30 protein-coding genes are annotated in these 20,174 nt (G+C 47.4%); 29 read left to right on the top strand and 1 reads right to left on the bottom strand.

The features are described from left to right. Positions 1-69: 69 nt before the first annotated feature. The gene (fusA, locus tag ABXT60_RS11930; protein WP_443630339.1) at positions 70-2,157 is read right to left on the bottom strand and encodes an elongation factor G; all 2,088 of its coding nucleotides are present in this window, start codon (positions 2,155-2,157) and stop codon (positions 70-72) included. 356 nt (positions 2,158-2,513) lie between these two features. On the opposite strand from fusA (ABXT60_RS11930), the gene rpsL reads away from it, so the two are divergent. The 29 genes from rpsL (at position 2,514) to rplO (ending at position 20,174) form a co-directional block, all read left to right on the top strand. Next, positions 2,514-2,888, top strand: coding sequence for a 30S ribosomal protein S12 (gene rpsL, locus ABXT60_RS11925; protein WP_443628005.1), 375 nt, complete (start codon positions 2,514-2,516; stop codon positions 2,886-2,888). 205 nt (positions 2,889-3,093) lie between these two features. Beyond that, complete coding sequence (gene rpsG, locus ABXT60_RS11920; RefSeq protein ID WP_443628004.1) at positions 3,094-3,564, top strand: 30S ribosomal protein S7; 471 nt, start codon at positions 3,094-3,096, stop codon at positions 3,562-3,564. Between the two features lie 29 nt (positions 3,565-3,593). Continuing rightward, positions 3,594-5,687, top strand: a complete 2,094-nt coding sequence (gene fusA / locus ABXT60_RS11915; RefSeq protein WP_443630338.1) for an elongation factor G — start codon at positions 3,594-3,596, stop codon at positions 5,685-5,687. A 20-nt stretch (positions 5,688-5,707) separates the two neighbouring features. Continuing rightward, positions 5,708-6,931 (top strand): elongation factor Tu, encoded by a 1,224-nt coding sequence (gene tuf / locus ABXT60_RS11910; protein WP_443630337.1) that lies wholly within the window; start codon positions 5,708-5,710, stop codon positions 6,929-6,931. Between the two features lie 107 nt (positions 6,932-7,038). Beyond that, positions 7,039-7,302, top strand: coding sequence for a hypothetical protein (locus ABXT60_RS11905; protein ID WP_443630336.1), 264 nt, complete (start codon positions 7,039-7,041; stop codon positions 7,300-7,302). Positions 7,303-7,652: 350 nt separating this feature from the next. Continuing rightward, a complete protein-coding gene (locus tag ABXT60_RS11900; RefSeq protein ID WP_443630335.1) occupies positions 7,653-8,258 on the top strand; it encodes a helix-turn-helix domain-containing protein in 606 nt (201 codons plus the stop codon). Positions 8,259-8,292: 34 nt separating this feature from the next. Continuing rightward, positions 8,293-9,492 (top strand): glycine C-acetyltransferase, encoded by a 1,200-nt coding sequence (locus tag ABXT60_RS11895; protein WP_443630334.1) that lies wholly within the window; start codon positions 8,293-8,295, stop codon positions 9,490-9,492. Between the two features lie 29 nt (positions 9,493-9,521). Continuing rightward, a complete protein-coding gene (tdh, locus tag ABXT60_RS11890; RefSeq protein WP_443632103.1) occupies positions 9,522-10,547 on the top strand; it encodes an L-threonine 3-dehydrogenase in 1,026 nt (341 codons plus the stop codon). A 224-nt stretch (positions 10,548-10,771) separates the two neighbouring features. Beyond that, positions 10,772-11,083, top strand: coding sequence for a 30S ribosomal protein S10 (gene rpsJ, locus ABXT60_RS11885; RefSeq protein WP_046483976.1), 312 nt, complete (start codon positions 10,772-10,774; stop codon positions 11,081-11,083). Positions 11,084-11,218: 135 nt separating this feature from the next. After that, a complete protein-coding gene (gene rplC / locus ABXT60_RS11880; RefSeq protein WP_443630333.1) occupies positions 11,219-11,857 on the top strand; it encodes a 50S ribosomal protein L3 in 639 nt (212 codons plus the stop codon). A gap of 16 nt (positions 11,858-11,873) precedes the next feature. Continuing rightward, entirely contained in the window at positions 11,874-12,476 is a 603-nt protein-coding gene (rplD, locus tag ABXT60_RS11875) for a 50S ribosomal protein L4 (RefSeq protein ID WP_046483972.1), read from the top strand. Continuing rightward, the gene (gene rplW / locus ABXT60_RS11870) at positions 12,473-12,769 is read left to right on the top strand and encodes a 50S ribosomal protein L23 (RefSeq protein ID WP_046483971.1); all 297 of its coding nucleotides are present in this window, start codon (positions 12,473-12,475) and stop codon (positions 12,767-12,769) included. The genes rplD and rplW overlap by 4 nt, the downstream gene beginning before the upstream one ends. Before the next feature lie 10 nt (positions 12,770-12,779). Next, the gene (gene rplB / locus ABXT60_RS11865) at positions 12,780-13,607 is read left to right on the top strand and encodes a 50S ribosomal protein L2 (protein WP_443630332.1); all 828 of its coding nucleotides are present in this window, start codon (positions 12,780-12,782) and stop codon (positions 13,605-13,607) included. 18 nt (positions 13,608-13,625) lie between these two features. Beyond that, a complete protein-coding gene (gene rpsS, locus ABXT60_RS11860) occupies positions 13,626-13,901 on the top strand; it encodes a 30S ribosomal protein S19 (RefSeq protein WP_046483969.1) in 276 nt (91 codons plus the stop codon). A gap of 11 nt (positions 13,902-13,912) precedes the next feature. Next, positions 13,913-14,245, top strand: coding sequence for a 50S ribosomal protein L22 (gene rplV, locus ABXT60_RS11855; RefSeq protein WP_046483989.1), 333 nt, complete (start codon positions 13,913-13,915; stop codon positions 14,243-14,245). An 8-nt stretch (positions 14,246-14,253) separates the two neighbouring features. After that, complete coding sequence (gene rpsC, locus ABXT60_RS11850) at positions 14,254-14,934, top strand: 30S ribosomal protein S3 (protein WP_443630331.1); 681 nt, start codon at positions 14,254-14,256, stop codon at positions 14,932-14,934. An 11-nt stretch (positions 14,935-14,945) separates the two neighbouring features. Next, on the top strand, positions 14,946-15,359 hold the full coding sequence (gene rplP / locus ABXT60_RS11845; protein WP_046483966.1) for a 50S ribosomal protein L16: 414 nt from the start codon (positions 14,946-14,948) through the stop codon (positions 15,357-15,359). Next, positions 15,359-15,550: a 50S ribosomal protein L29 gene (rpmC, locus tag ABXT60_RS11840; RefSeq protein ID WP_046483964.1), complete on the top strand. Its 192-nt coding sequence runs from the start codon at positions 15,359-15,361 to the stop codon at positions 15,548-15,550. The genes rplP and rpmC overlap by 1 nt, the downstream gene beginning before the upstream one ends. Before the next feature lies 1 nt (position 15,551). Beyond that, the gene (gene rpsQ / locus ABXT60_RS11835) at positions 15,552-15,815 is read left to right on the top strand and encodes a 30S ribosomal protein S17 (RefSeq protein ID WP_046483962.1); all 264 of its coding nucleotides are present in this window, start codon (positions 15,552-15,554) and stop codon (positions 15,813-15,815) included. A 102-nt stretch (positions 15,816-15,917) separates the two neighbouring features. Then, entirely contained in the window at positions 15,918-16,286 is a 369-nt protein-coding gene (gene rplN / locus ABXT60_RS11830) for a 50S ribosomal protein L14 (RefSeq protein ID WP_046483961.1), read from the top strand. Between the two features lie 97 nt (positions 16,287-16,383). After that, the gene (gene rplX / locus ABXT60_RS11825; RefSeq protein WP_443630330.1) at positions 16,384-16,698 is read left to right on the top strand and encodes a 50S ribosomal protein L24; all 315 of its coding nucleotides are present in this window, start codon (positions 16,384-16,386) and stop codon (positions 16,696-16,698) included. A gap of 13 nt (positions 16,699-16,711) precedes the next feature. After that, positions 16,712-17,251, top strand: coding sequence for a 50S ribosomal protein L5 (gene rplE / locus ABXT60_RS11820; protein ID WP_046483958.1), 540 nt, complete (start codon positions 16,712-16,714; stop codon positions 17,249-17,251). 9 nt (positions 17,252-17,260) lie between these two features. Then, positions 17,261-17,566, top strand: coding sequence for a 30S ribosomal protein S14 (gene rpsN / locus ABXT60_RS11815; RefSeq protein WP_046483956.1), 306 nt, complete (start codon positions 17,261-17,263; stop codon positions 17,564-17,566). A gap of 155 nt (positions 17,567-17,721) precedes the next feature. Next, positions 17,722-18,114: a 30S ribosomal protein S8 gene (rpsH, locus tag ABXT60_RS11810; RefSeq protein WP_046483987.1), complete on the top strand. Its 393-nt coding sequence runs from the start codon at positions 17,722-17,724 to the stop codon at positions 18,112-18,114. A gap of 9 nt (positions 18,115-18,123) precedes the next feature. Beyond that, entirely contained in the window at positions 18,124-18,657 is a 534-nt protein-coding gene (gene rplF / locus ABXT60_RS11805) for a 50S ribosomal protein L6 (RefSeq protein ID WP_443630329.1), read from the top strand. A gap of 12 nt (positions 18,658-18,669) precedes the next feature. Next, positions 18,670-19,017 carry a 50S ribosomal protein L18 gene (gene rplR, locus ABXT60_RS11800; RefSeq protein WP_046483952.1) on the top strand — a complete coding sequence of 116 codons (348 nt, stop codon included), beginning with the start codon at positions 18,670-18,672 and terminating at the stop codon, positions 19,015-19,017. Between the two features lie 12 nt (positions 19,018-19,029). Further along, on the top strand, positions 19,030-19,530 hold the full coding sequence (rpsE, locus tag ABXT60_RS11795; RefSeq protein WP_046483951.1) for a 30S ribosomal protein S5: 501 nt from the start codon (positions 19,030-19,032) through the stop codon (positions 19,528-19,530). Positions 19,531-19,554: 24 nt separating this feature from the next. Continuing rightward, the gene (gene rpmD / locus ABXT60_RS11790) at positions 19,555-19,728 is read left to right on the top strand and encodes a 50S ribosomal protein L30 (RefSeq protein ID WP_443629474.1); all 174 of its coding nucleotides are present in this window, start codon (positions 19,555-19,557) and stop codon (positions 19,726-19,728) included. Between the two features lie 11 nt (positions 19,729-19,739). Then, entirely contained in the window at positions 19,740-20,174 is a 435-nt protein-coding gene (rplO, locus tag ABXT60_RS11785; protein ID WP_046483947.1) for a 50S ribosomal protein L15, read from the top strand.

Below are 20,174 nucleotides of genomic sequence, written 5' to 3'. Positions count from 1 at the left end.
AATAGCTTGTTTAAGGCAAAAAAACCCCGCACTGACTAAGCCAGGCGGGGTTTTTTTTAGTAAAGAAGCTTACTTAGCCGCTTTACGTTCCTTTTCTTCTACAATGACTCTCTCAGCAACGCTGTTAGGGCAATGCATATAGTGTTGGAATTCCATTGAGAACTGACCGCGGCCAGAAGTCATGGTACGCAAATGACCAATGTAACCAAACATCTCTGAAAGAGGTACGCTAGCCTTGATGCGTACACCAGTGACGCCAGCTTCTTGGTCGTTAATCATGCCGCGACGACGGTTCAAGTCACCAATGACATCACCTACATGATCATCTGGAGTGTAAACGTCTACCTTCATGATGGGCTCTAGCAACTGTGGGCCGGCCTTAGGCATAGATTGACGGTAAGCACCTTTAGCAGCTATTTCAAAAGCGATAGCAGAGGAGTCAACTGCGTGGAATCCACCGTCTACCAATTCAATTTCAACATCCAGAAGAGGGAAGCCAGCTAGTGGTCCTTCTACCATCATTGTGCGGAAGCCCTTCTCAATGGCTGGGAAGTATTCCTTAGGCACGTTGCCACCCACAACAGAAGACTTAAAGATAAAGCCAGAACCGGTTTCACCTGGGGTAACGATGTAGTCGATCTTGCCATACTGACCAGAACCACCAGACTGCTTCTTGTGCGTGTAACTGTCTTCAAGCTTAGTCGTAATGGTTTCACGGTAAGCCACCTGAGGTTGGCCAACAATAAGGTCAACACCGTAGGTGCGGTTGAGAATGTCTACCTTAATGTCTAGGTGAAGCTCACCCATACCTTTAAGAATAGTTTCGCCTGAGTCTTCATCTGTTTCAACGATGAACGAAGGATCTTCTGCAACCATCTTACCAATAGCAATACCCATTTTCTCAGTAGAAGCCTTATCCTTTGGTGTTACCGAGATAGAGATTACTGGTTCTGGGAAGATCATTGGCTCTAGAGTACATTCGTGCTTAGGGTCACACAGAGTGTGACCAGTCTGTACATTTTTCATGCCTACAATAGCGATGATGTCGCCAGCTTGAGCTGAACTTAATTCAGTACGCTCGTCTGCGTGCATTTCTACCATGCGGCCTACACGTTCACTCTTACCTGTGTAAGAGTTAAGTATGGTGTCACCTTTCTTTAAAGTGCCAGAGTAAATGCGCACGAAGGTTAACGCGCCGTAGCGGTCATCCATAATCTTAAATGCTAGCGCACGTAATGGCTGTTCAATAGCAACGAGAGCAACTTCACCATTAGCTTCGCCAGTTTCTTTATCGGTTAAAGGCTGTGGCTTAACTTCTGTTGGGCTTGGTAGGTAATCGATCACTGCGTCAAGAATTAGCTGAACCCCTTTGTTCTTAAAGGCAGAACCACAGTAAGTTGGGAAGAAGTCTAGTGCGATCGTTCCCTTGCGGATACAGCGTTTAATTTCGTCCAAAGAAGGTATTTCACCTTCTAGATAGGCTTCCATAAGATCATCATCTTGTTCTAACGCCGTTTCGATCAGTTTTTCGTGGTATTCATCAACTAGGTCAACCATGTCTTCTGGAACGTCTAGAATTTCGTAATTTTCTGGCAAGCCAGTGTCATCCCATACGTAGGCTTTCTTTGTCAATACATCGACCATGCCCGAGAAGTTCTCTTCGGTACCGATAGGTAATGTCATTACCAACGGGTTAGCGGCAAGAACAGTTTCTATTTGGCCAACAACTCGAAGGAAGTCTGCGCCCATACGGTCCATCTTATTAACCAAAATGATACGCGCCACTTCTGATTCGTTGGCATAGCGCCAGTTAGTTTCAGACTGAGGCTCTACGCCGCCAGAGCCACAGAATACGCCTACACCACCGTCAAGTACTTTAAGAGAGCGGTATACTTCTACTGTAAAGTCTACGTGTCCTGGAGTATCGATGATGTTCATGCGATGGTCTTTCCAGAAACATGTGGTTGCCGCAGACTGGATAGTTATTCCGCGTTCAGCTTCCTGTGTCATAAAATCTGTAGTGGATTCGCCATCATGAACTTCACCGGTCTTATGGATTTTACCCGTAAGCTTAAGAATACGTTCTGTGGTCGTGGTTTTGCCCGCATCTACGTGAGCAAAAATACCGATATTACGGTATAAGTTTAAGTCAGCCATGAGGGCTCCAGTTAGTTACAGTCTTAAAAAAGTCGCGGTATTGTACAGGAATAGCGTGCTTATATCGAACAAAAACAAGGCTAAAGATCGCCTATGTTGAGTTAATTAGCCTTGTTTTGTGCTTTTGTATGCGTTTTGCGCTTTTGTTGCACATGTCAGGGGTTAAATTAGCCATTTATTTGTCGACGCAGGCTAAAAATAGGCTTTGCCTTGCTTGACGCTACTCTACCAAAGCGAATATAATTCACCGCCCGAAATTGGCAGGCAAATATAGTCCTGTGTATTTTTGGGTATTTCGGCGGTACTAGCAAATAGGTTGTTAGTGTTGTGCCGATGAAGAATGTGGAGTTTGCATAATGGCAACAGTTAACCAGTTGGTTCGTAAGCCTCGTAAGCGCAAGATTGTTAAGAGTGATGTACCTGCATTGCAGGCTTGTCCTCAGCGTCGTGGCGTTTGCACAAGGGTTTATACAACTACCCCTAAGAAGCCTAACTCTGCTCTACGTAAAGTATGTCGCGTGCGTTTGACAAATGGTTTTGAAGTTACCTCCTATATCGGCGGTGAAGGTCATAACCTACAAGAGCATAGTGTTGTATTGATCCGTGGCGGTCGTGTAAAAGACTTGCCAGGTGTTCGTTACCATACAGTACGTGGTTCTTTGGATACATCCGGCGTGAGCGATCGTAAACAGAGTCGTTCTAAGTACGGTACTAAGCGTCCTAAGTCTTAATGAAACTTTCCTTAGTGGGTGGTGTTGTTTATAACACCCGCCAGCTAGGACGGGCAGTAACTACGCAAGTCGTTGCTGTTAGCCAGATTGCTTTTTAGCAGCTGGCCATGAGACTTATCGAGAACCGATAAGAGTAAGGCCAGGTAAGCACTTAATTATGAGTGTTAATTCCTGAACATAACCTGAAGTATATTTGAGGCCCATCATGCCAAGAAGAAGAGTTGTCGCCAAACGTGACATCCTGCCAGACCCTAAGTTTGGCAACGTCACCCTAGCCAAGTTCATGAACCATGTCATGATCTCTGGTAAGAAATCTGTCGCAGAGCGTATCGTCTACGGTGCTCTAGAAAAAATCGTTGAGCGTAAAGGCGGCGATCCACTAGAAGTATTTGAAGCGGCGTTAGAAGCTATCCAACCTATGGTCGAAGTTAAATCTCGCCGTGTTGGTGGTGCGACTTACCAAGTTCCAGTTGAAGTACGTCCTGCACGTCGTTCTGCCCTAGCCATGCGTTGGTTGGTAGACTACTCACGCAAGCGTGGCGAAAAGTCTATGGCTTTGCGTCTTGCTGGTGAGATCCTAGACGCTGCTGAAGGCAAAGGTGCTGCGGTTAAGAAGCGTGAAGACGTTCACCGTATGGCTGAAGCTAACAAAGCCTTCTCTCACTTCCGCTTCTAAGCAGACCTGAGAGAATAGAGAGAACTGTCATGGCTCGTAAGACTCCAATAGATCGGTACCGTAACATCGGTATCGTTGCTCATGTAGACGCGGGTAAAACCACGACTACTGAGCGCGTGTTGTTTTACACTGGCCGGTCCCATAAAATCGGTGAGGTGCACGATGGTGCAGCCACAATGGATTGGATGGAACAGGAACAAGAACGTGGTATCACTATCACTTCGGCGGCGACTACCTGTTTTTGGAAAGGCATGAGCCAGCAGTTCGAAGACCACCGCATCAACATTATTGATACCCCAGGGCACGTAGACTTCACTATAGAAGTTGAGCGTTCCTTGCGTGTATTAGATGGTGCAGTGGTGGTATTATGCGGGACTTCCGGCGTTCAGCCACAGACAGAAACCGTATGGCGTCAAGCCAATAAATATGGCGTACCGCGCATGGTATTTGTTAACAAAATGGACCGAGCAGGTGCCGACTTCCTTATGGTAGTTGAGCAGCTTAAGGAACGTCTTGGTGCCAATGCTGTGCCCATTCAGCTAGCCATTGGTGCAGAAGACGAATTCAAGGGTGTTATCGACCTTGTTCGTATGAAAGCCATCATGTGGAATGAAGAAGACCAAGGCATGACGTATGAGTTGGAAGATATTCCTACTGATATGCAAGACGAGGCTGACTTTTTCCACGAGCAGTTAGTTGAAGCCGCAGCCGAAGCAGATGACGACCTAATGGAAAAGTACCTTGAAGAAGGTGACCTTTCTATGGAGGAAGTTAAAGCCGGCTTGCGCAAGCGTACGTTAGCCAACGAGATTGTGTTGGTGCACGCAGGTTCAGCGTTTAAGAACAAGGGCGTGCAAGCGGTATTAGACTCAGTTATTGAATATATGCCGTCACCAATTGAAGTAAAGGCTATTGAGGGTACATTAGACGACGGTAAAGGTACATTGGCGACTCGCGAAGCCAATGACAGTGCCCCGTTTTCTGCCCTGGCATTTAAGATCGCTACGGACCCATTTGTGGGTACGCTAACGTTTATGCGAGTTTATTCAGGCGTATTGAAATCTGGCGATCACGTATTTAACTCTGTTAAAGAAAAGCGTGAACGTGTAGGCCGTATGGTGCAGATGCACGCTAACGACCGAGAAGAAATCAAAGAAGTATGTGCCGGAGACATTGCTGCGGCGATCGGTCTTAAAGACGTGACTACCGGAGACACCCTATGCTCAGTGGACAATAAAATTGTTCTGGAGCGCATGGAATTCCCCGAACCTGTTATCTCTGTAGCTGTAGAGCCACGCTCTGTGCCTGATCAAGAGAAAATGGGTGTTGCTCTTGGTAAGCTAGCTCAGGAAGATCCCTCTTTTCGAGTTAGAACTGACGAAGAGACAGGCCAAACTATCATTGCTGGTATGGGTGAATTACACCTAGATATCATCGTTGATCGTATGCGCCGAGAATTTGGTGTTGAAGCCAACATTGGTAAGCCACGTGTGGCCTACCGTGAAAAGATTCGTGCTACCGTTGACGGCAATCATAAGTTTGTCCGTCAGTCTGGTGGTCGCGGTCAGTATGGTCACGTTGTTATTGAGTTTAGCCCTTCTGATGAAGAAGGTTTAGAATTCATTAACGAAATCGTGGGTGGTGCTATTCCTCGTGAATACATCCCAGCCATACATAAAGGAATTGAAGAACAGATGAAAAATGGCGTTATTGCCGGCTATCCTTTGTTGGGGCTTAAAGCCCGTTTGTATGACGGTTCCTTCCACGACGTTGACTCCAACGAAATGGCCTTTAAAATCGCCGCTTCTCAATGTTTGAAGAAGTTTGCTCAATTAGCCGACCCGTGTTTGCTAGAGCCGATGATGAAGGTTGAAGTGGTAACCCCAGAAGAGAACATGGGAGACGTGATGGGAGACCTGAATCGTCGTCGTGGGATAGTTCAGGGTATGGATGACAGCTCCGCTGGTAAAATCATCAATGCACAAGTGCCATTGGGTGAAATGTTTGGCTATGCTACTGATTTGCGTTCTGCAACTCAGGGTCGCGCCAGCTACTCTATGGAATTTGAATGCTATTCAGAAGCGCCTCAGAATATTGCTGAAGCGGTAACTAATCAAGCCTAACTTTTTAGAGGATTCTACCCATGGCTAAGGAAAAGTTTGAAAGAAATAAGCCGCACGTAAACGTCGGCACCATTGGTCACGTTGACCACGGTAAAACTACATTAACAGCTGCATTGACTCGTGTTTGTGCAGAAGCGTTTGGCGGAGAGCTAAAAGACTTCTCTCAGATCGACAACGCCCCTGAAGAGCGCGAGCGTGGTATCACCATCGCAACTTCACACGTTGAATATGATTCTGAGCAGCGTCATTACGCCCATGTTGACTGTCCAGGACACGCTGATTATGTGAAGAACATGATCACTGGTGCTGCCCAGATGGACGGTGCTATTTTGGTATGTGGCGCAACTGATGGCCCAATGCCTCAGACACGTGAGCACATCCTTTTGTCACGTCAGGTAGGTGTACCATACATCGTAGTATTCCTAAACAAGTCAGACTTGTTAGCTGAAGATTGCGGCGGCGCAGACTCAGAAGAATACGCAGAGATGCTAGAACTTGTTGAAATGGAGCTTCGTGAGTTGCTAGACGAGTACGAATTCCCAGGTGATGACACGCCAATCATTCCAGGATCTGCCTTAATGGCATTGAACGGTGATGACACTAACGAAATGGGTACCACTGCAGTACGTAAGTTGGTAGACGCGTTAGACAGCTACATTCCACAGCCAGAGCGTGCGATCGATGGTGATTTCTTAATGCCTATCGAAGATGTGTTCTCAATTCAAGGCCGTGGTACTGTGGTAACAGGTCGTATTGAGCGTGGTATCGTTAACGTTGGTAACGACGTAGAGATGATTGGCATTAAAGACACTACGCGTTCTACGTGTACAGGTGTTGAGATGTTCCGCAAGTTGCTTGACGAAGGTCGTGCAGGCGAGAACGTGGGTGTACTACTACGTGGTACTAAGCGTGAAGATGTAGAGCGTGGTCAAGTATTGGCTAAGCCTGGTTCAATCACTCCTCACACCAAGTTTGAAGCTGAAGTATACGTACTAGGCAAAGACGAAGGCGGACGCCACACTCCTTTCTTTAAGGGATACCGTCCACAGTTCTACTTCCGTACAACGGACATCACAGGTGCCTGTGAATTGCCAGAAGGCGTAGAAATGGTTATGCCTGGTGACAACATCCAAATGGTTGTTGAGCTCATTAACCCAATCGCCATGGATGAAGGTTTACGCTTCGCTATTCGCGAAGGTGGCCGTACTGTTGGTGCTGGTGTTGTGGCTCGTATCCTAGCTTAATCGCTAACATATAAGCTGTAAAAAAGCCTCCTTGGTGCAAATCAAGGGGGCTTTTTTGTGCCCATTTTAGCCAAGGTGACGGCCAGTGCAGTGTCATTGATGAACAGGTGTCAAATGGGACTATAGGCCTCAGCCAAACCCAAATTGATACAGCACCTACTGTGCTAATTGCACATCGTGATATTCGCCAATATGTGCAGTACACAAACTCTCGAGCGCCTAAAGCATTCTTCGTAGCTGCCTGCTCTGGGCAATCGTTTTGGCTTGAGCAGCAAACTAGTCAGCAAAGTGCTGAAAAAAAGACATTAGAACAAGATGAACTAAACCGCCAGGCTTCAGACCCATGCTGTACCTTGCTTAAAAGTGAGTGATGGTTAGGGCGGCATACGGATTGGTTAATTATGGGTACAGTTACTTTTACAAACCTCAATAAATGCTCCTTGCATTATTTTTAATTGATGTAGATTGCCCTCCCTAAACGATCAAGCTTACTAATAAACTAAATGCATCACTGTACATCTTCTTTCAAGCAATGTTGATCAACATTGAGCTAGCTTATTTTTAAATCCTCAAATGTTAATTTATGTCTATGTGGGTGTTTATCTTGGTAAAACACCACCAAGCTAAGTTTATGACGTTAAAAAGTTATTTTTAATATACTCTTAGATTAATATAATATACTATTATTATGAATTATTAATGAATCTAAATGGGAATGACTATGCTTAAACCCAATCCAGAAATTGGTTTTAAATTAGCTGGCCAGCGGTTAGGTTTGCGCTTGCGAAAGGTGCGTCAGCAGCAAGGTCAGTCTCTTGACGCATTGGCCGATAAGGCGGGTGTGAACAAGCTCACACTGGGCAACATTGAACGGGGTGAGGGCAATCCTACTTTGTCAGTCATATGGAAAATTGCCAACGGTTTGGGTGTGCCTTTTTCTAGTTTGCTGGGGCAAGACATGCCCCCTCAAATCAGCCGCTTTACCCAGCAAGCCGATATGAGTAGTCCCGATGGTCAGTTTTTAGCTCATGCCATGACTAACATGCAAGAACAGTGCACCTTTGATGTGCAGATTGCCCGCATAGATGCAGGTAACCATTATCAATCAGAGGCCCATACGGAGGGGGTGGTGGAGCTGGTTTGCCTTATTGAGGGTGAGCTAGTGGTTGAGGTTGATGGTGACCATTTTAATTTACAGCCCTTAGATTGTCTGCGCTTCTGTGCCGACCAATCACACTCTTACTTTAACCCAGGGAGTAGTGAGGCAGTATTCCATTGCATTATCGCCTATCGCCAGCTTAGCAGTGACAAAGCGCACACCTATTAAGCCCAGTACTAAACCATCTATTAAGTTGACCCAAATGACGAATAACATGTTAAGTCTCAATACTCGCTTGCAACAACAACTTGAAGCGCTCCATGAGCAAGGTTTGTTTAAACATGAGCGAGCACTTGCGTCACCTCAGCAAGCCGTAATCGAAGACGCCGATGGGCAAAGTGCCATTAACTTGTGTGCCAATAATTACTTGGGGCTGGCCAACCACCCAAGCTTAATTAAGGCTGCCAAACAGGCTTTAGATAGTCATGGCTTTGGTATGGCTTCCGTGCGCTTTATCTGTGGCACACAAACACTGCATCAGCAGTTGGAGCAGCGCCTTGCAGGTTTTTTAGGCTTTGAAGACGCGATTCTTTATTCATCTTGCTTTGATGCCAACACAGGGTTATTCGAAACGATCTTAGATGCCCAAGATGCCATCATCAGTGATAGCCTTAATCACGCTAGCATTATTGATGGCGTGCGTCTGTGTAAGGCCCAGCGCTTGCGGTATGTCACCAGCGACATGCAATCATTAGAGCAGCAGTTGCAGGGGGCAGCTAATGCGCGCACTCGTTTAGTGGTCACCGATGGCGTATTTTCTATGGATGGCAGCATTGCCAACTTAGCGGCTGTGTGTGACTTGGCAGAACGTTATGATGCTATGGTAATGGTCGATGACTCCCATGCCGTGGGCTTTGTTGGTGAGTCTGGCAGAGGCAGTCATGAGCACTGTGAGGTTATGGGCCGGGTCGATATAATGACGGGCACCTTTGGTAAGGCCTTGGGAGGTGCCTCGGGTGGTTATGTGGTCGCTAGTGAAGCCGTGGTTGCTTGGCTTAGGCAACGCTCTAGGCCCTATTTGTTTTCTAATGCTTTGGCACCGGCTATTTGCGCAGCCACCCTGCAGGCCCTAGACTTAGTGGCTCAAGAACCAAAACTTCGGCAGCAGCTGTGGAGCAACTCTGATCACTTTCGTGACGGTATGCAGGACTTAGGTTTTACCTTGCTAGGGGCTGATCATGCCATTATTCCCGTGCTATTAGGTGATGCAGTGCTCGCAGGTGAGTTTGCCAAGCGCATGCAGGCCCGTGGCATTTATGTAGTCAGCTTCTGTTTCCCCGTTGTACCTCAGGGGCAGGCGCGTATTCGAACCCAGATGTCTGCCGCCCTAAGTCGCCAGCAGATAGATCACGCCATGCAAGCGTTTGCGCAAGTGGGCCGAGAGTTAGGAGTAATCCAATGAACACCAGCTCTGGCTTAGGTAAGCAAACTATGGCGGCCCTAGTGAAACAGTACGATCGTCCTGGCCTATGGCTAAGTGATATTCCCATACCTGAAATGGGAGATCATGATGTGCTGGTTAAAATAAGTTACACCGCTATTTGTGGTACTGATATGCATATTTATAACTGGGATGAATGGGCGCAAGCCACTGTGCCAGTGGGTATGGCAGTAGGCCATGAATTTGTGGGTCATATTGTGGCCAAGGGAAGTCAAGTGCAGGCTTACCAGATTGGTCAGCGTGTTTCAGGAGAAGGACACATTACCTGCGGCCAGTGTCGCAACTGTCGCGCTGGTCGGCGCCATTTGTGCATTCATACCGTGGGTATTGGGGTTAACAGAGCAGGCGCGTTTGCTGAGTATCTTAGCCTCCCTGTCGACAATGTGTTTTTAGTGCCAGACAATATTGATGACCACCATGCAGCTATTTTCGACCCCTTAGGTAATGCTGTGCATACAGCCCTCAGCTTCGATCTAGTGGGTGAAGATGTGCTCATTACAGGCGCTGGGCCTATTGGTTTAATGGCGGCCGCTATTGCCCGTCATGTGGGCGCCCGCCAAGTGGTGGTAACGGATGTTAACCGTCATCGCCTAAGGTTGGCTTCAGCGATGGGAGCCACCCGTTGCGTCAATGTCGCAAAAGAGGATTTGAGTGAGGTGATGGCCCACCTGAACATACACGAAGGCTTTGATGTGGGTCTAGAGATGTCTGGTGTGGGGTCAGCGTTTGAGCAAATGTTAAAACATATGAACCATGGTGGAAAGATAGCAATGCTAGGCATCTTAGGGGGGAAGGTGGCCATTAATTGGGGCGAAGTTATTTTCAAAAGCCTAACCATTAAGGGTATCTATGGCCGTGAAATGTACGAAACCTGGTATAAGGCTGCTGCAATGTTGCAATCCGGTCTCAGCGTAGAGCCCATACTAACCCATGAATTTAATAGCCAAGACTTCGAGCAGGGTTTTGCGGCCATGGCTGCAGGTACTAGTGGTAAGGTGGTATTAAAGTGGAGCTAACGGTGCATGGGTGTTTTTCTGTGTGCTCTTAGAGTCTTTGTGACTGGTGTAATCGCCAGCAATAGAGTTTGCTATGAGACACTTATTCAGTCTTTGTAGCGTTGCAATCATTCGCCTAATCCCGTACAATCCCGTACCCATTTTATTTGGGCTGGAAGGCTTTTCGCTTTTTAGCACTGAAATGGGCTAGATTTAAACCCGTTTAAAGAAGGTTGTAGTCGATAATGCAAAACCAAAAAATCCGTATTCGGTTGAAGGCTTTTGATCATCGTCTGATTGATTCTTCTACGTTGGAAATCGTAGATACTGCTAAGCGTACTGGCGCTCAGGTTCGTGGTCCTATTCCACTACCTACTCGCAAGGAACGTTTTACAGTTCTGACTTCACCGCACGTCAACAAAGACGCGCGTGATCAGTACGAAATCCGCACCCATAAGCGTGTTCTAGACATCGTTGACCCTACAGAAAAAACTGTAGATGCATTGATGAAGCTAGACCTTGCTGCGGGCGTAGATGTTCAGATCAGCTTGAGCTAATCGAATCGTAGGCCGAAAGGCAGCGTGGCAGCGCTAAAAATCTGCACTATTTATTATTTTTCGTGCAATTGACGTGTATCGTCAGCCGTAGTGGGTAAGCAGCCCCGTGCACAACTGGCAATTTGAGGTAATACAATGACTATTGGATTAGTCGGACGGAAGGCGGGCATGACCCGTGTATTCACCGAAGCAGGTGATTCCGTGCCAGTCACCGTTATCGAGGTTGATCCTAACCGCGTAACGCAAGTGAAGACAGCAGATACTGACGGCTATGCAGCTATTCAGATTACTGTTGGCGAACGTCGCGCTTCACGCGTTACTAAGGCTGCTGCAGGCCATTTTGCTAAGGCAAATTCTGCTGCTGGTCGTGGTCTATGGGAACTACGCAATGTTGATGGCGAAGAAGTCTCTGTTGGCGATAAGCTATCGGTCGAACGTTTTGAAGTTGGACAGAAAGTGGACGTAACAGGCCAATCAAAGGGTAAAGGCTTTCAGGGCGGTATCAAGCGGTGGAATTTCACCATGCAAGATGCAACCCACGGCAACTCACTCTCCCACCGTTCTATCGGATCTATTGGTCAGTGTCAAACCCCCGGTCGTGTCTGGAAAGGCAAGAAAATGGCGGGTCATATGGGCTCTGAACAAGTTACTACCCAATCACTAGAAATCGTTCGTGTTGACGCAGAAAATAATCTGTTGTTGATCAAGGGCGCTGTTCCTGGTGCACCAGGTGGTGATGTGATCGTTAGACCTACCGTCAAAATCCGTCGGTGAGGCTTAGGAGAATATCATGAATTTAAATCTTGTCGCAGGTGGTTCAATTGAAGTGTCCGAAGTAGCCTTTGGTCGTGACTTTAATGAAGCGCTTGTTCACCAAGTAGTTACCGCATATCTAGCTGGCGGCCGTCAAGGCACTCGCAAGCAAAAGACCCGTTCAGAAGTGAGCGGTGGCGGTCGTAAGCCCTGGAACCAGAAGGGCACAGGTCGTGCGCGTGCTGGTACCATCCGTAGCCCAATTTGGGTTGGTGGTGGTCGTGCATTTGCAGCTCGTCCTCAAGATCACTCACAAAAAGTTAATCGCAAGATGTACCGTGCGGCGATGCAATGCATCTTAGCCGAACTCGTACGTCAAGAGCGTTTGATCGTTGTTGAAACGTTTGAACTAGCGGAAGCGAAAACAAAGGCAATGCTGGTTAAGCTTGCTGAGTTTGATGCGACTGACGCGCTAATTGTGACTGAAGCCGTAGAAACGGGCCTGTATTTGGCCGCTCGCAATATTCCTAAGATCGACGTTGTTGATGCCGCTGGCATTAACCCTGTCAGCTTGGTGGGAAGTGAGAAGGTTATTATAACCGTTGCTGCTCTGAAGAAGATCGAGGAGTTGCTAGGATGAACCAAGAACGCATTTATCAAGTACTGCTAGGCCCACACATTTCTGAGAAAGCTACAATCGTTGCAGACGATGGTGGTCAGGTTGTCTTCCGCGTTGCCGCGGATGCGACTAAGCCAGAAATTAAAAAGGCTGTTGAGCAGTTGTTCGAAGTTAAAGTGGCTTCTGTCCGTGTACTTAATGCTAAGGGTAAGGCTAAACGCACCCGTTATGGCATTGGTCACAAGGACAATATCCGTAAGGCGTATGTACGCTTAGCGGAAGGCCATGACATCGATTTCATCGCTGAGGCGTAAGGAGAAGCACATGTCAGTAGTTAAGTGTAAACCTACTTCTCCGGGTCGTCGTCACGTCATTAAAGTCGTACACGTTGATCTACACAAGGGTAAGCCATACGCTCCTTTGTTAGAGAAGAAGTCAAAGTCTGGCGGCCGTAATAATAACGGCCGTATCACTACCCGTCATATCGGTGGTGGTCATAAGCAGCATTATCGTATGGTCGATTTCAAGCGTAATAAAGATGGCATTCCAGCCACTGTAGAGCGTATTGAATACGATCCAAACCGCACTGCTAATATCGCACTTGTGCTTTATGCAGACGGTGAGCGTCGTTACATCATTGCCGCTAAAGGCATGAAGGCCGGTGATCAAATCATCTCTGGTGCTGATGCACCAATTAAGAGTGGTAACACCATGCCTCTACGCAACATCCCTATGGGTAGCGTAGTGCACTGCGTTGAAATGAAAGTAGGTAAGGGTGCGCAAATCGCCCGTTCTGCTGGTGCCTCTGTGCAACTGGTAGCGCGTGAAGGTGATTACGCTACATTACGTCTACGTTCCGGCGAAATGCGTAAAATTCGTGTTGAGTGTAAAGCCACTCTGGGCGAAGTAAGCAACTCCGAGCATAGCCTTCGGTCATTGGGTAAGGCTGGCGCCTCCCGCTGGCGTGGTGTTCGTCCTACCGTTCGCGGTGTGGCAATGAACCCAGTTGATCACCCACATGGTGGTGGTGAAGGTCGTACTTCTGGTGGTCGTCATCCTGTTTCACCATGGGGTACTCCTACCAAGGGTTACAAAACTCGTAGCAACAAACGCACCGACAAACTTATTGTTCGTCGTCGTAACGCTAAATAACTAAAAGAGGATACGGCTGTGCCACGTTCACTAAAGAAAGGTCCATTCATCGACCTTCATTTGTTGAAAAAGGTTGAGACTGCAGTTGAAACGAACGAACGTCGACCAATTAAAACCTGGTCTCGTCGCTCGACGATCTTCCCTAACTTTGTAGGGTTGACGATTGCAGTCCATAACGGACGCCAACACGTACCAGTCTTCGTAACTGAAGATATGGTAGGGCATAAACTCGGCGAATTTTCTGCTACACGGACCTATAAAGGCCATGCAGCAGATAAGAAAGCCAAGCGTTAATGGAGAATATGATGGAAGTCACCGCAAAACATATGGGTGCCAGAATATCTGCTCAAAAAGCGCGTTTGGTTGTCGATCAAATTCGCGGAAAGCGTGTAGATGAAGCATTGACTATACTTGCTTACAGCCCCAAAAAGGCTGCTGAGTTGGTAAAGAAAGTGCTAGATTCAGCTATCGCTAATGCAGAACATAACAACGGTCTAGACGTTGACGAACTAACGGTTTCTACCGCGTTTGTTGACGAAGGTATGACCATGAAACGCATCAGTCCACGTGCCAAAGGCCGTGCAGACCGAATTTTAAAGCGTTCATGCCATATCACCTTGAAAGTCGCTGAGAAATAGGAGCTACCATGGGACAGAAAATACATCCTACGGGTATTCGTCTTGGTATTGTGAAGGACCATACCTCAACTTGGTATGCGAACCGCTCTGCTTACGCGACTAACCTGTTGCAGGACTTAAAAGTTCGTGCCTTTTTGGAGCAACGCCTAGAGCGTGCTTCAGTAAGTCGCATCGAAATTGAGCGTCCTGCGCAAAATGCACGCATTACAATTCACACGGCTCGCCCTGGTATCGTTATCGGTAAGAAAGGCGAAGACGTAGAAAAGCTACGTAATGAATGTTCTAAGATGATGGGCGTGCCTGTGCACATCAACATCGAAGAAATTCGTAAGCCAGAATTGGATGCAAAACTCGTTGCACAAAGTGTAGCTGGCCAATTGGAGCGTCGGGTTATGTTCCGTCGCGCTATGAAGCGTGCTGTACAGAACGCCATGCGTCTGGGTGCCGAAGGCATCAAGATTCAGCTAGGCGGTCGTCTTGGTGGTGCTGAAATAGCGCGCTCCGAATGGTACCGCGAAGGTCGCGTTCCATTGCACACATTCCGTGCAGACATCGACTACGCACCCTATGAGGCTCATACTACGTATGGCATCATCGGCGTTAAAGTGTGGATTTTTAAAGGCGAAATTCTGGGTGGTTTGGACGAAGTCCGCGCTGCTAAGAGCAACGCTGCGAAAAAAGCTAAATAGGGGATACTGTAATGTTGCAACCTAAACGCACAAAATTCCGCAAAATGCACAAAGGCCGTAACCGCGGTCTTGCACTTCGCGGAAGTAAAGTAAGCTTTGGTGAATTTGGTCTTAAGGCTACTGGCCGTGGCCGCATTACCGCCCGTCAAATTGAAGCGGCACGTCGTACTATGACGCGTCACATCAAGCGTGGTGGTAAGATTTGGATCCGAGTTTTCCCAGACAAGCCGATTACTCAAAAGCCTCTTGAAGTTCGTCAAGGTAAGGGTAAGGGTAACGTTGAATATTGGGTTGCCCAAATTCAGCCAGGCAAAGTCTTGTTTGAAATGGAAGGTGTTTCTGAGCAACTAGCTAGCGAAGCGTTCACGCTTGCTGCAGCGAAATTGCCACTCGCCACCACTTTTGTTAAGCGGACGGTGATGTAATGAATTCTGTTGAAATGCGTGAAAAATCTGTTGATGAATTGCAAGTGTCTTTGCTGGACCTATTAAAGGAACAGTTTAACCTTCGCATGCAAAAGTCATCAGGTCAGCTAGGTCAGTCTCATTTATTGGGACAGGCGCGCCGCGATATCGCCCGCGTAAAGACTATTCTTAACGAAAAGGCAGGTAATTGATATGACGGCTACTGAACAGTCTCGTCTCGCCACTGGCCGGGTCATCAGCGACAAGATGGAGAAATCCATCACTGTACTGATTGAGCGTCGTGTTAAGCACCCTATTTATCACAAGTACGTGAAGCGCTCTACTAAGCTTCATGCACATGATGAGAATAATGAGTGTAACACCGGTGATCTTGTAACTATTGGTGAAACACGCCCGATTTCAAAGACTAAGTCTTGGTCTTTGGTAAAAATTGAAGAAAGCGTCGCAAAGGTGTAGAATACCCGCCTCGCTTCTAGGGAACTCCAATTTTGGGCACCTAAATTAGAAGATTTTCTGGTTAAGGAGTGTGAAATTGGCCCTTATAGTTTGGAGTAAACAATGATTCAAACAGAATCAATGCTAGACGTTGCTGATAATAGCGGCGCCAAGCGAGTACAGTGCATTAAGGTACTCGGCGGTTCTCACCGTCGTTACGCAGGCATCGGCGATGTCATCAAAATTACTGTTAAGGAAGCAATTCCTCGCGGTAAGGTGAAGAAAGGCCAGGTGCTTAAAGCTGTTGTAGTACGGACCCGCAAAGGTGTACGTCGTCCGGATGGTTCAATCATCCGTTTTGACGTTAACTCTGCTGTGTTATTAAACGCAGCCGATGCCCCTATCGGTACACGTATCTTCGGCCCAGTAACGCGCGAGTTACGTACCGAGAAATTTATGAAAATTATTTCCCTGGCACCTGAAGTACTTTAAATCTCTTTGGAGTTTAAACTATCCCTGTTAAAAGGGAGGGGAGTGAGCGCAGTAGCGCTCCCTCTTGTATGAGAAGGTTGTAGGAAAGGATAAACAAATGCTTAAAATTAAGCGCGAGGACGAAGTAATCGTTATCGCAGGCAGAGATAAGGGCAAGCGCGGCACCGTCGCGAAAGTTCTTGATGGTCGATTTATTGTGACTGGCATCAATATGGTTAAGAAAAACCAGAAGCCAAATCCAATGACGAACCAACCTGGCGGCATCATTGATATGGAGGCGGCAATTGCTGCGTCTAATGTTGCTATTTTCAATTCCGCGACTGGCAAGGGCGACCGTGTTGGCTTCAAGATTCTTGAAGACGGCAGTAAGGTACGTATCTACAAGTCCAGCGGCGAAGTGATCGGCGCATAAGGGGATTCGGACTATGTCAAGACTAAAAGCATTATACAAAAACGAAGTCGCTAGCAAACTCCACGAAGAGCTAAAGCTAGCTAACGTTAACGAAGTTCCAAAGATCACCAAGATCACTCTGAACATGGGTGTAGGTGAAGGCATTGGCGACAAAAAGATGATCGACAACGCAGTAGCTGATTTACAAGCTATCGCTGGTCAGAAAGTTGTTGTTACTCTAGCGCGTAAGTCTATTGCAGGCTTCAAGGTGCGTGAGGGTTGGCCAGTGGGTTGTAAAGTAACTTTGCGCGGCCAGCAAATGTGGGAATTCTTTGATCGTTTGGTAGATATTTCTATCCCTCGTATCCGCGACTTCCGTGGCTTAAATCCTAAGTCATTCGATGGTCGTGGTAATTACAGCATGGGTGTTCGTGAGCAAATTATTTTCCCTGAAATCGAATACGATAAAGTGGACAAAATTCGCGGTATGGATATTACCATCACTACCACAGCACGTAACAACGAAGAAGGTTTGGCGCTATTAACAGCCCTTAACTTCCCGTTCAAAAAGTAGGGCGATAACATGGCTAAATCTTCCATGAAGGCGCGTGAAGACAAGCGTGCAAAAACTGTTGCTAAGTTTGCCGCTAAGCGCGATGCAATCAAAGTAATTTTAAACGATGTTAATACTAGCGATGAAGATCGTTGGGACGCACAAATAGCTTTGCAAAAGTTGCCACGCAACGCAAGCCCTGTTCGTCAAATGCGTCGTTGTCAGATCACCGGTCGTCCACATGCGGTTTACCGCAAGTTCGGCCTATCACGTATCAAGCTTCGTGAAGCTGCGATGCGTGGTGATGTACCAGGGCTTAAGAAAGCATCTTGGTAGAAAGTTGGCTGTGAAGTCTTGGTGCTTCTCGGCCAGTTTTTAAAAAATCGGGTGATTGGAAACCAAAGTCAATACCGGCTTTAGGTCTGGTCACGCTTTTGTAAAGCAAGCCTCAGGGCATGTGGCACTTAAGTTATAATTTGGAGCTCACTCACATGAGTATGCAAGACACATTAGCGGATATGATCACTCGCATCCGTAATGCGCACATGGCTGGGAAAGTATCAGTCACTATGCCTTCTTCAAAGTTGAAGGTGTCAGTAGCGCAAGTTCTACAAAGCGAAGGTTACGTTGGTGACATCTCTGTTGCTGAGGGTACTAAGCCTGAACTAACTATTACTTTGAAATATTATGAAGGCAAGCCTGTAATCGAAAAGATTGTGCGCATCTCTAAGCCTTCTCTACGCGTGTACAAAGGCGCTTCTTCTATTCCTACTGTTGAAGGTGGTTTAGGTGTTGCAATCGTTACAACTTCTCATGGCGTCATGTCCGACCGCGCAGCTCGTGCTGCTGGTATCGGTGGTGAAGTCATTTGTACTGTATTCTAAGGAGTTGTCATGTCACGAGTAGCAAAAAACCCAGTGGCTTTGCCCACCGGGGTCACCGTTACAATTAATGGCCGCGATTTGACCGTTAAAGGCAGCAAAGGTTCTTTAGACTTGGCAATTCACCAAGATGTAGAAGTTAACCAAGCTGACAACCAAATCACCTTCGGTGCTCGCAACAATAGCAAGCTAGCTATCGCCATGTCAGGTACTACCCGTGCCCTAGTAAACAACATGGTTAACGGCGTAGTTAATGGCTTCGCTAAGACTTTGTTATTACAAGGTGTTGGTTACCGTGCTGCTGCTAAAGGTCCTGTACTTAATCTAACGTTGGGCTTTTCCCATCCGGTAGATTACCAGTTACCTGAAGGCATCACTGCTGAGTGCCCTAACCAAACTACAGTCGTAGTTTCCGGTGTCGACAAGCAACGTGTTGGCCAAGCGGCCGCCGAGATTCGCGCCTTCCGTCCACCAGAGCCTTATAAAGGTAAGGGTGTCCGTTATGCAGACGAGCATGTACGTCGTAAAGAAGCTAAGAAGAAGTAAGGTAGGATAACGATGGAAAAGAAAATTGCACGTTTACGTCGCGCCGCCCGCGCACGTTATAAGATGCGTGACCTAGGTGTGACTCGCTTGTGTGTTAACCGCACACCACAGCACATCTACGCACAAGTTATTTCTGGCGACGGTTCTAAGGTATTAGCCCAGGCTTCTACGCTAGACTCTAGCTTGCGCTCAGGCGCTACTAGCAACGCTGATGCGGCTGCACAAGTAGGCACACTGATCGCAACTCGCGCTAAAGAAGCAGGTGTCGAGACGGTCGCGTTTGACCGTTCTGGATTTAAATACCACGGCCGAGTGAAGGCGTTGGCTGATGCCGCGCGTGAAGCTGGCTTGCAGTTCTAAGGAAATATGACAATGGCTAACATTGAACAGAAAGACGGCGACCTGCAAGAAAGTTTGGTACAGGTTAACCGTGTATCTAAAGTGGTTAAAGGTGGTCGTATCTTTAGCTTTACCGCTTTAACAGTGGTAGGTGACGGCGCAGGCCGTGTAGGTTTTGGGCGTGGTAAGGCTCGTGAAGTGCCTGCTGCAATCCAAAAAGCTATGGAAGCTGCACGTCGTAACATGATTACAGTGGAATTGGACGGTACTACCCTTCAATACGCAATTAAAGCTCGCCATGGTGCCTCTAAGGTATACATGCAGCCTGCATCAGATGGTACTGGCGTAATTGCCGGTGGCGCGATGCGTGCTGTATTTGAGATGGCTGGTGTCCATAACGTATTAGCTAAGTGCTACGGTTCTACCAATCCGGTAAACGTAGTGCGTGCAACATTCAATGGCCTTAAGGCCATGAATTCTCCAGAAGAGATTGCAGCTAAGCGTGGTAAAACTGTCGAAGAAATTTTGGGGTAATTAGTCATGGCAACAAAAAAGTCTATGATCAAGGTCACCCTTGTACGCAGCGTGCATGGCAAATTGCCACGTCACCGTGATTGCGTCAAAGGTCTCGGCCTAAAGCGCATGTGGCATACAGTTGAAGTGGAAGACACTCCTTCTGTACGTGGCATGATCAATAAGGTCAACTACATGGTTCGCGTTGAAGGCGAATAAGGGAAATTGATATGCGTTTAAATACTCTATCCCCAGCCGAAGGATCTACCCATGCGCCAAAGCGTGTAGGTCGTGGCATCGGTTCTGGTTTGGGCAAGACGTGTGGCCGCGGTCACAAAGGTCAAAAGTCTCGTTCTGGCGGCAGTGTTAAGCCAGGATTTGAAGGCGGCCAGATGCCTCTACAAAGGCGTCTACCAAAGTTTGGTTTTACGTCGCGCAAAGCTGCTTTTGTAGCTGAAGTGCGATTAAGTGAATTGGCAAGTATGAATGTTGATGTGATCGACTTAGCAGCGCTTCAAGCTGCTGACGTGATCAATGATCGCATGAAGGACGCCAAAATCATTCTTAGTGGCGAGCTAACCCGGGCAGTTACTGTCAAAGGTTTGCGTGTAACTAAGGGCGCTGCAGCTGCTATTGAAGCGGCTGGCGGTAAGATCGAGGCATAG

This window comes from Candidatus Njordibacter sp. Uisw_056 (assembly GCF_047730085.1).
Classification (GTDB): Bacteria; Pseudomonadota; Gammaproteobacteria; order Pseudomonadales; family Balneatricaceae; genus Njordibacter.
The sequence above is the reverse complement of the archived record's forward strand: the minus strand, read 5'-3'. Positions and strand labels throughout refer to the sequence as shown.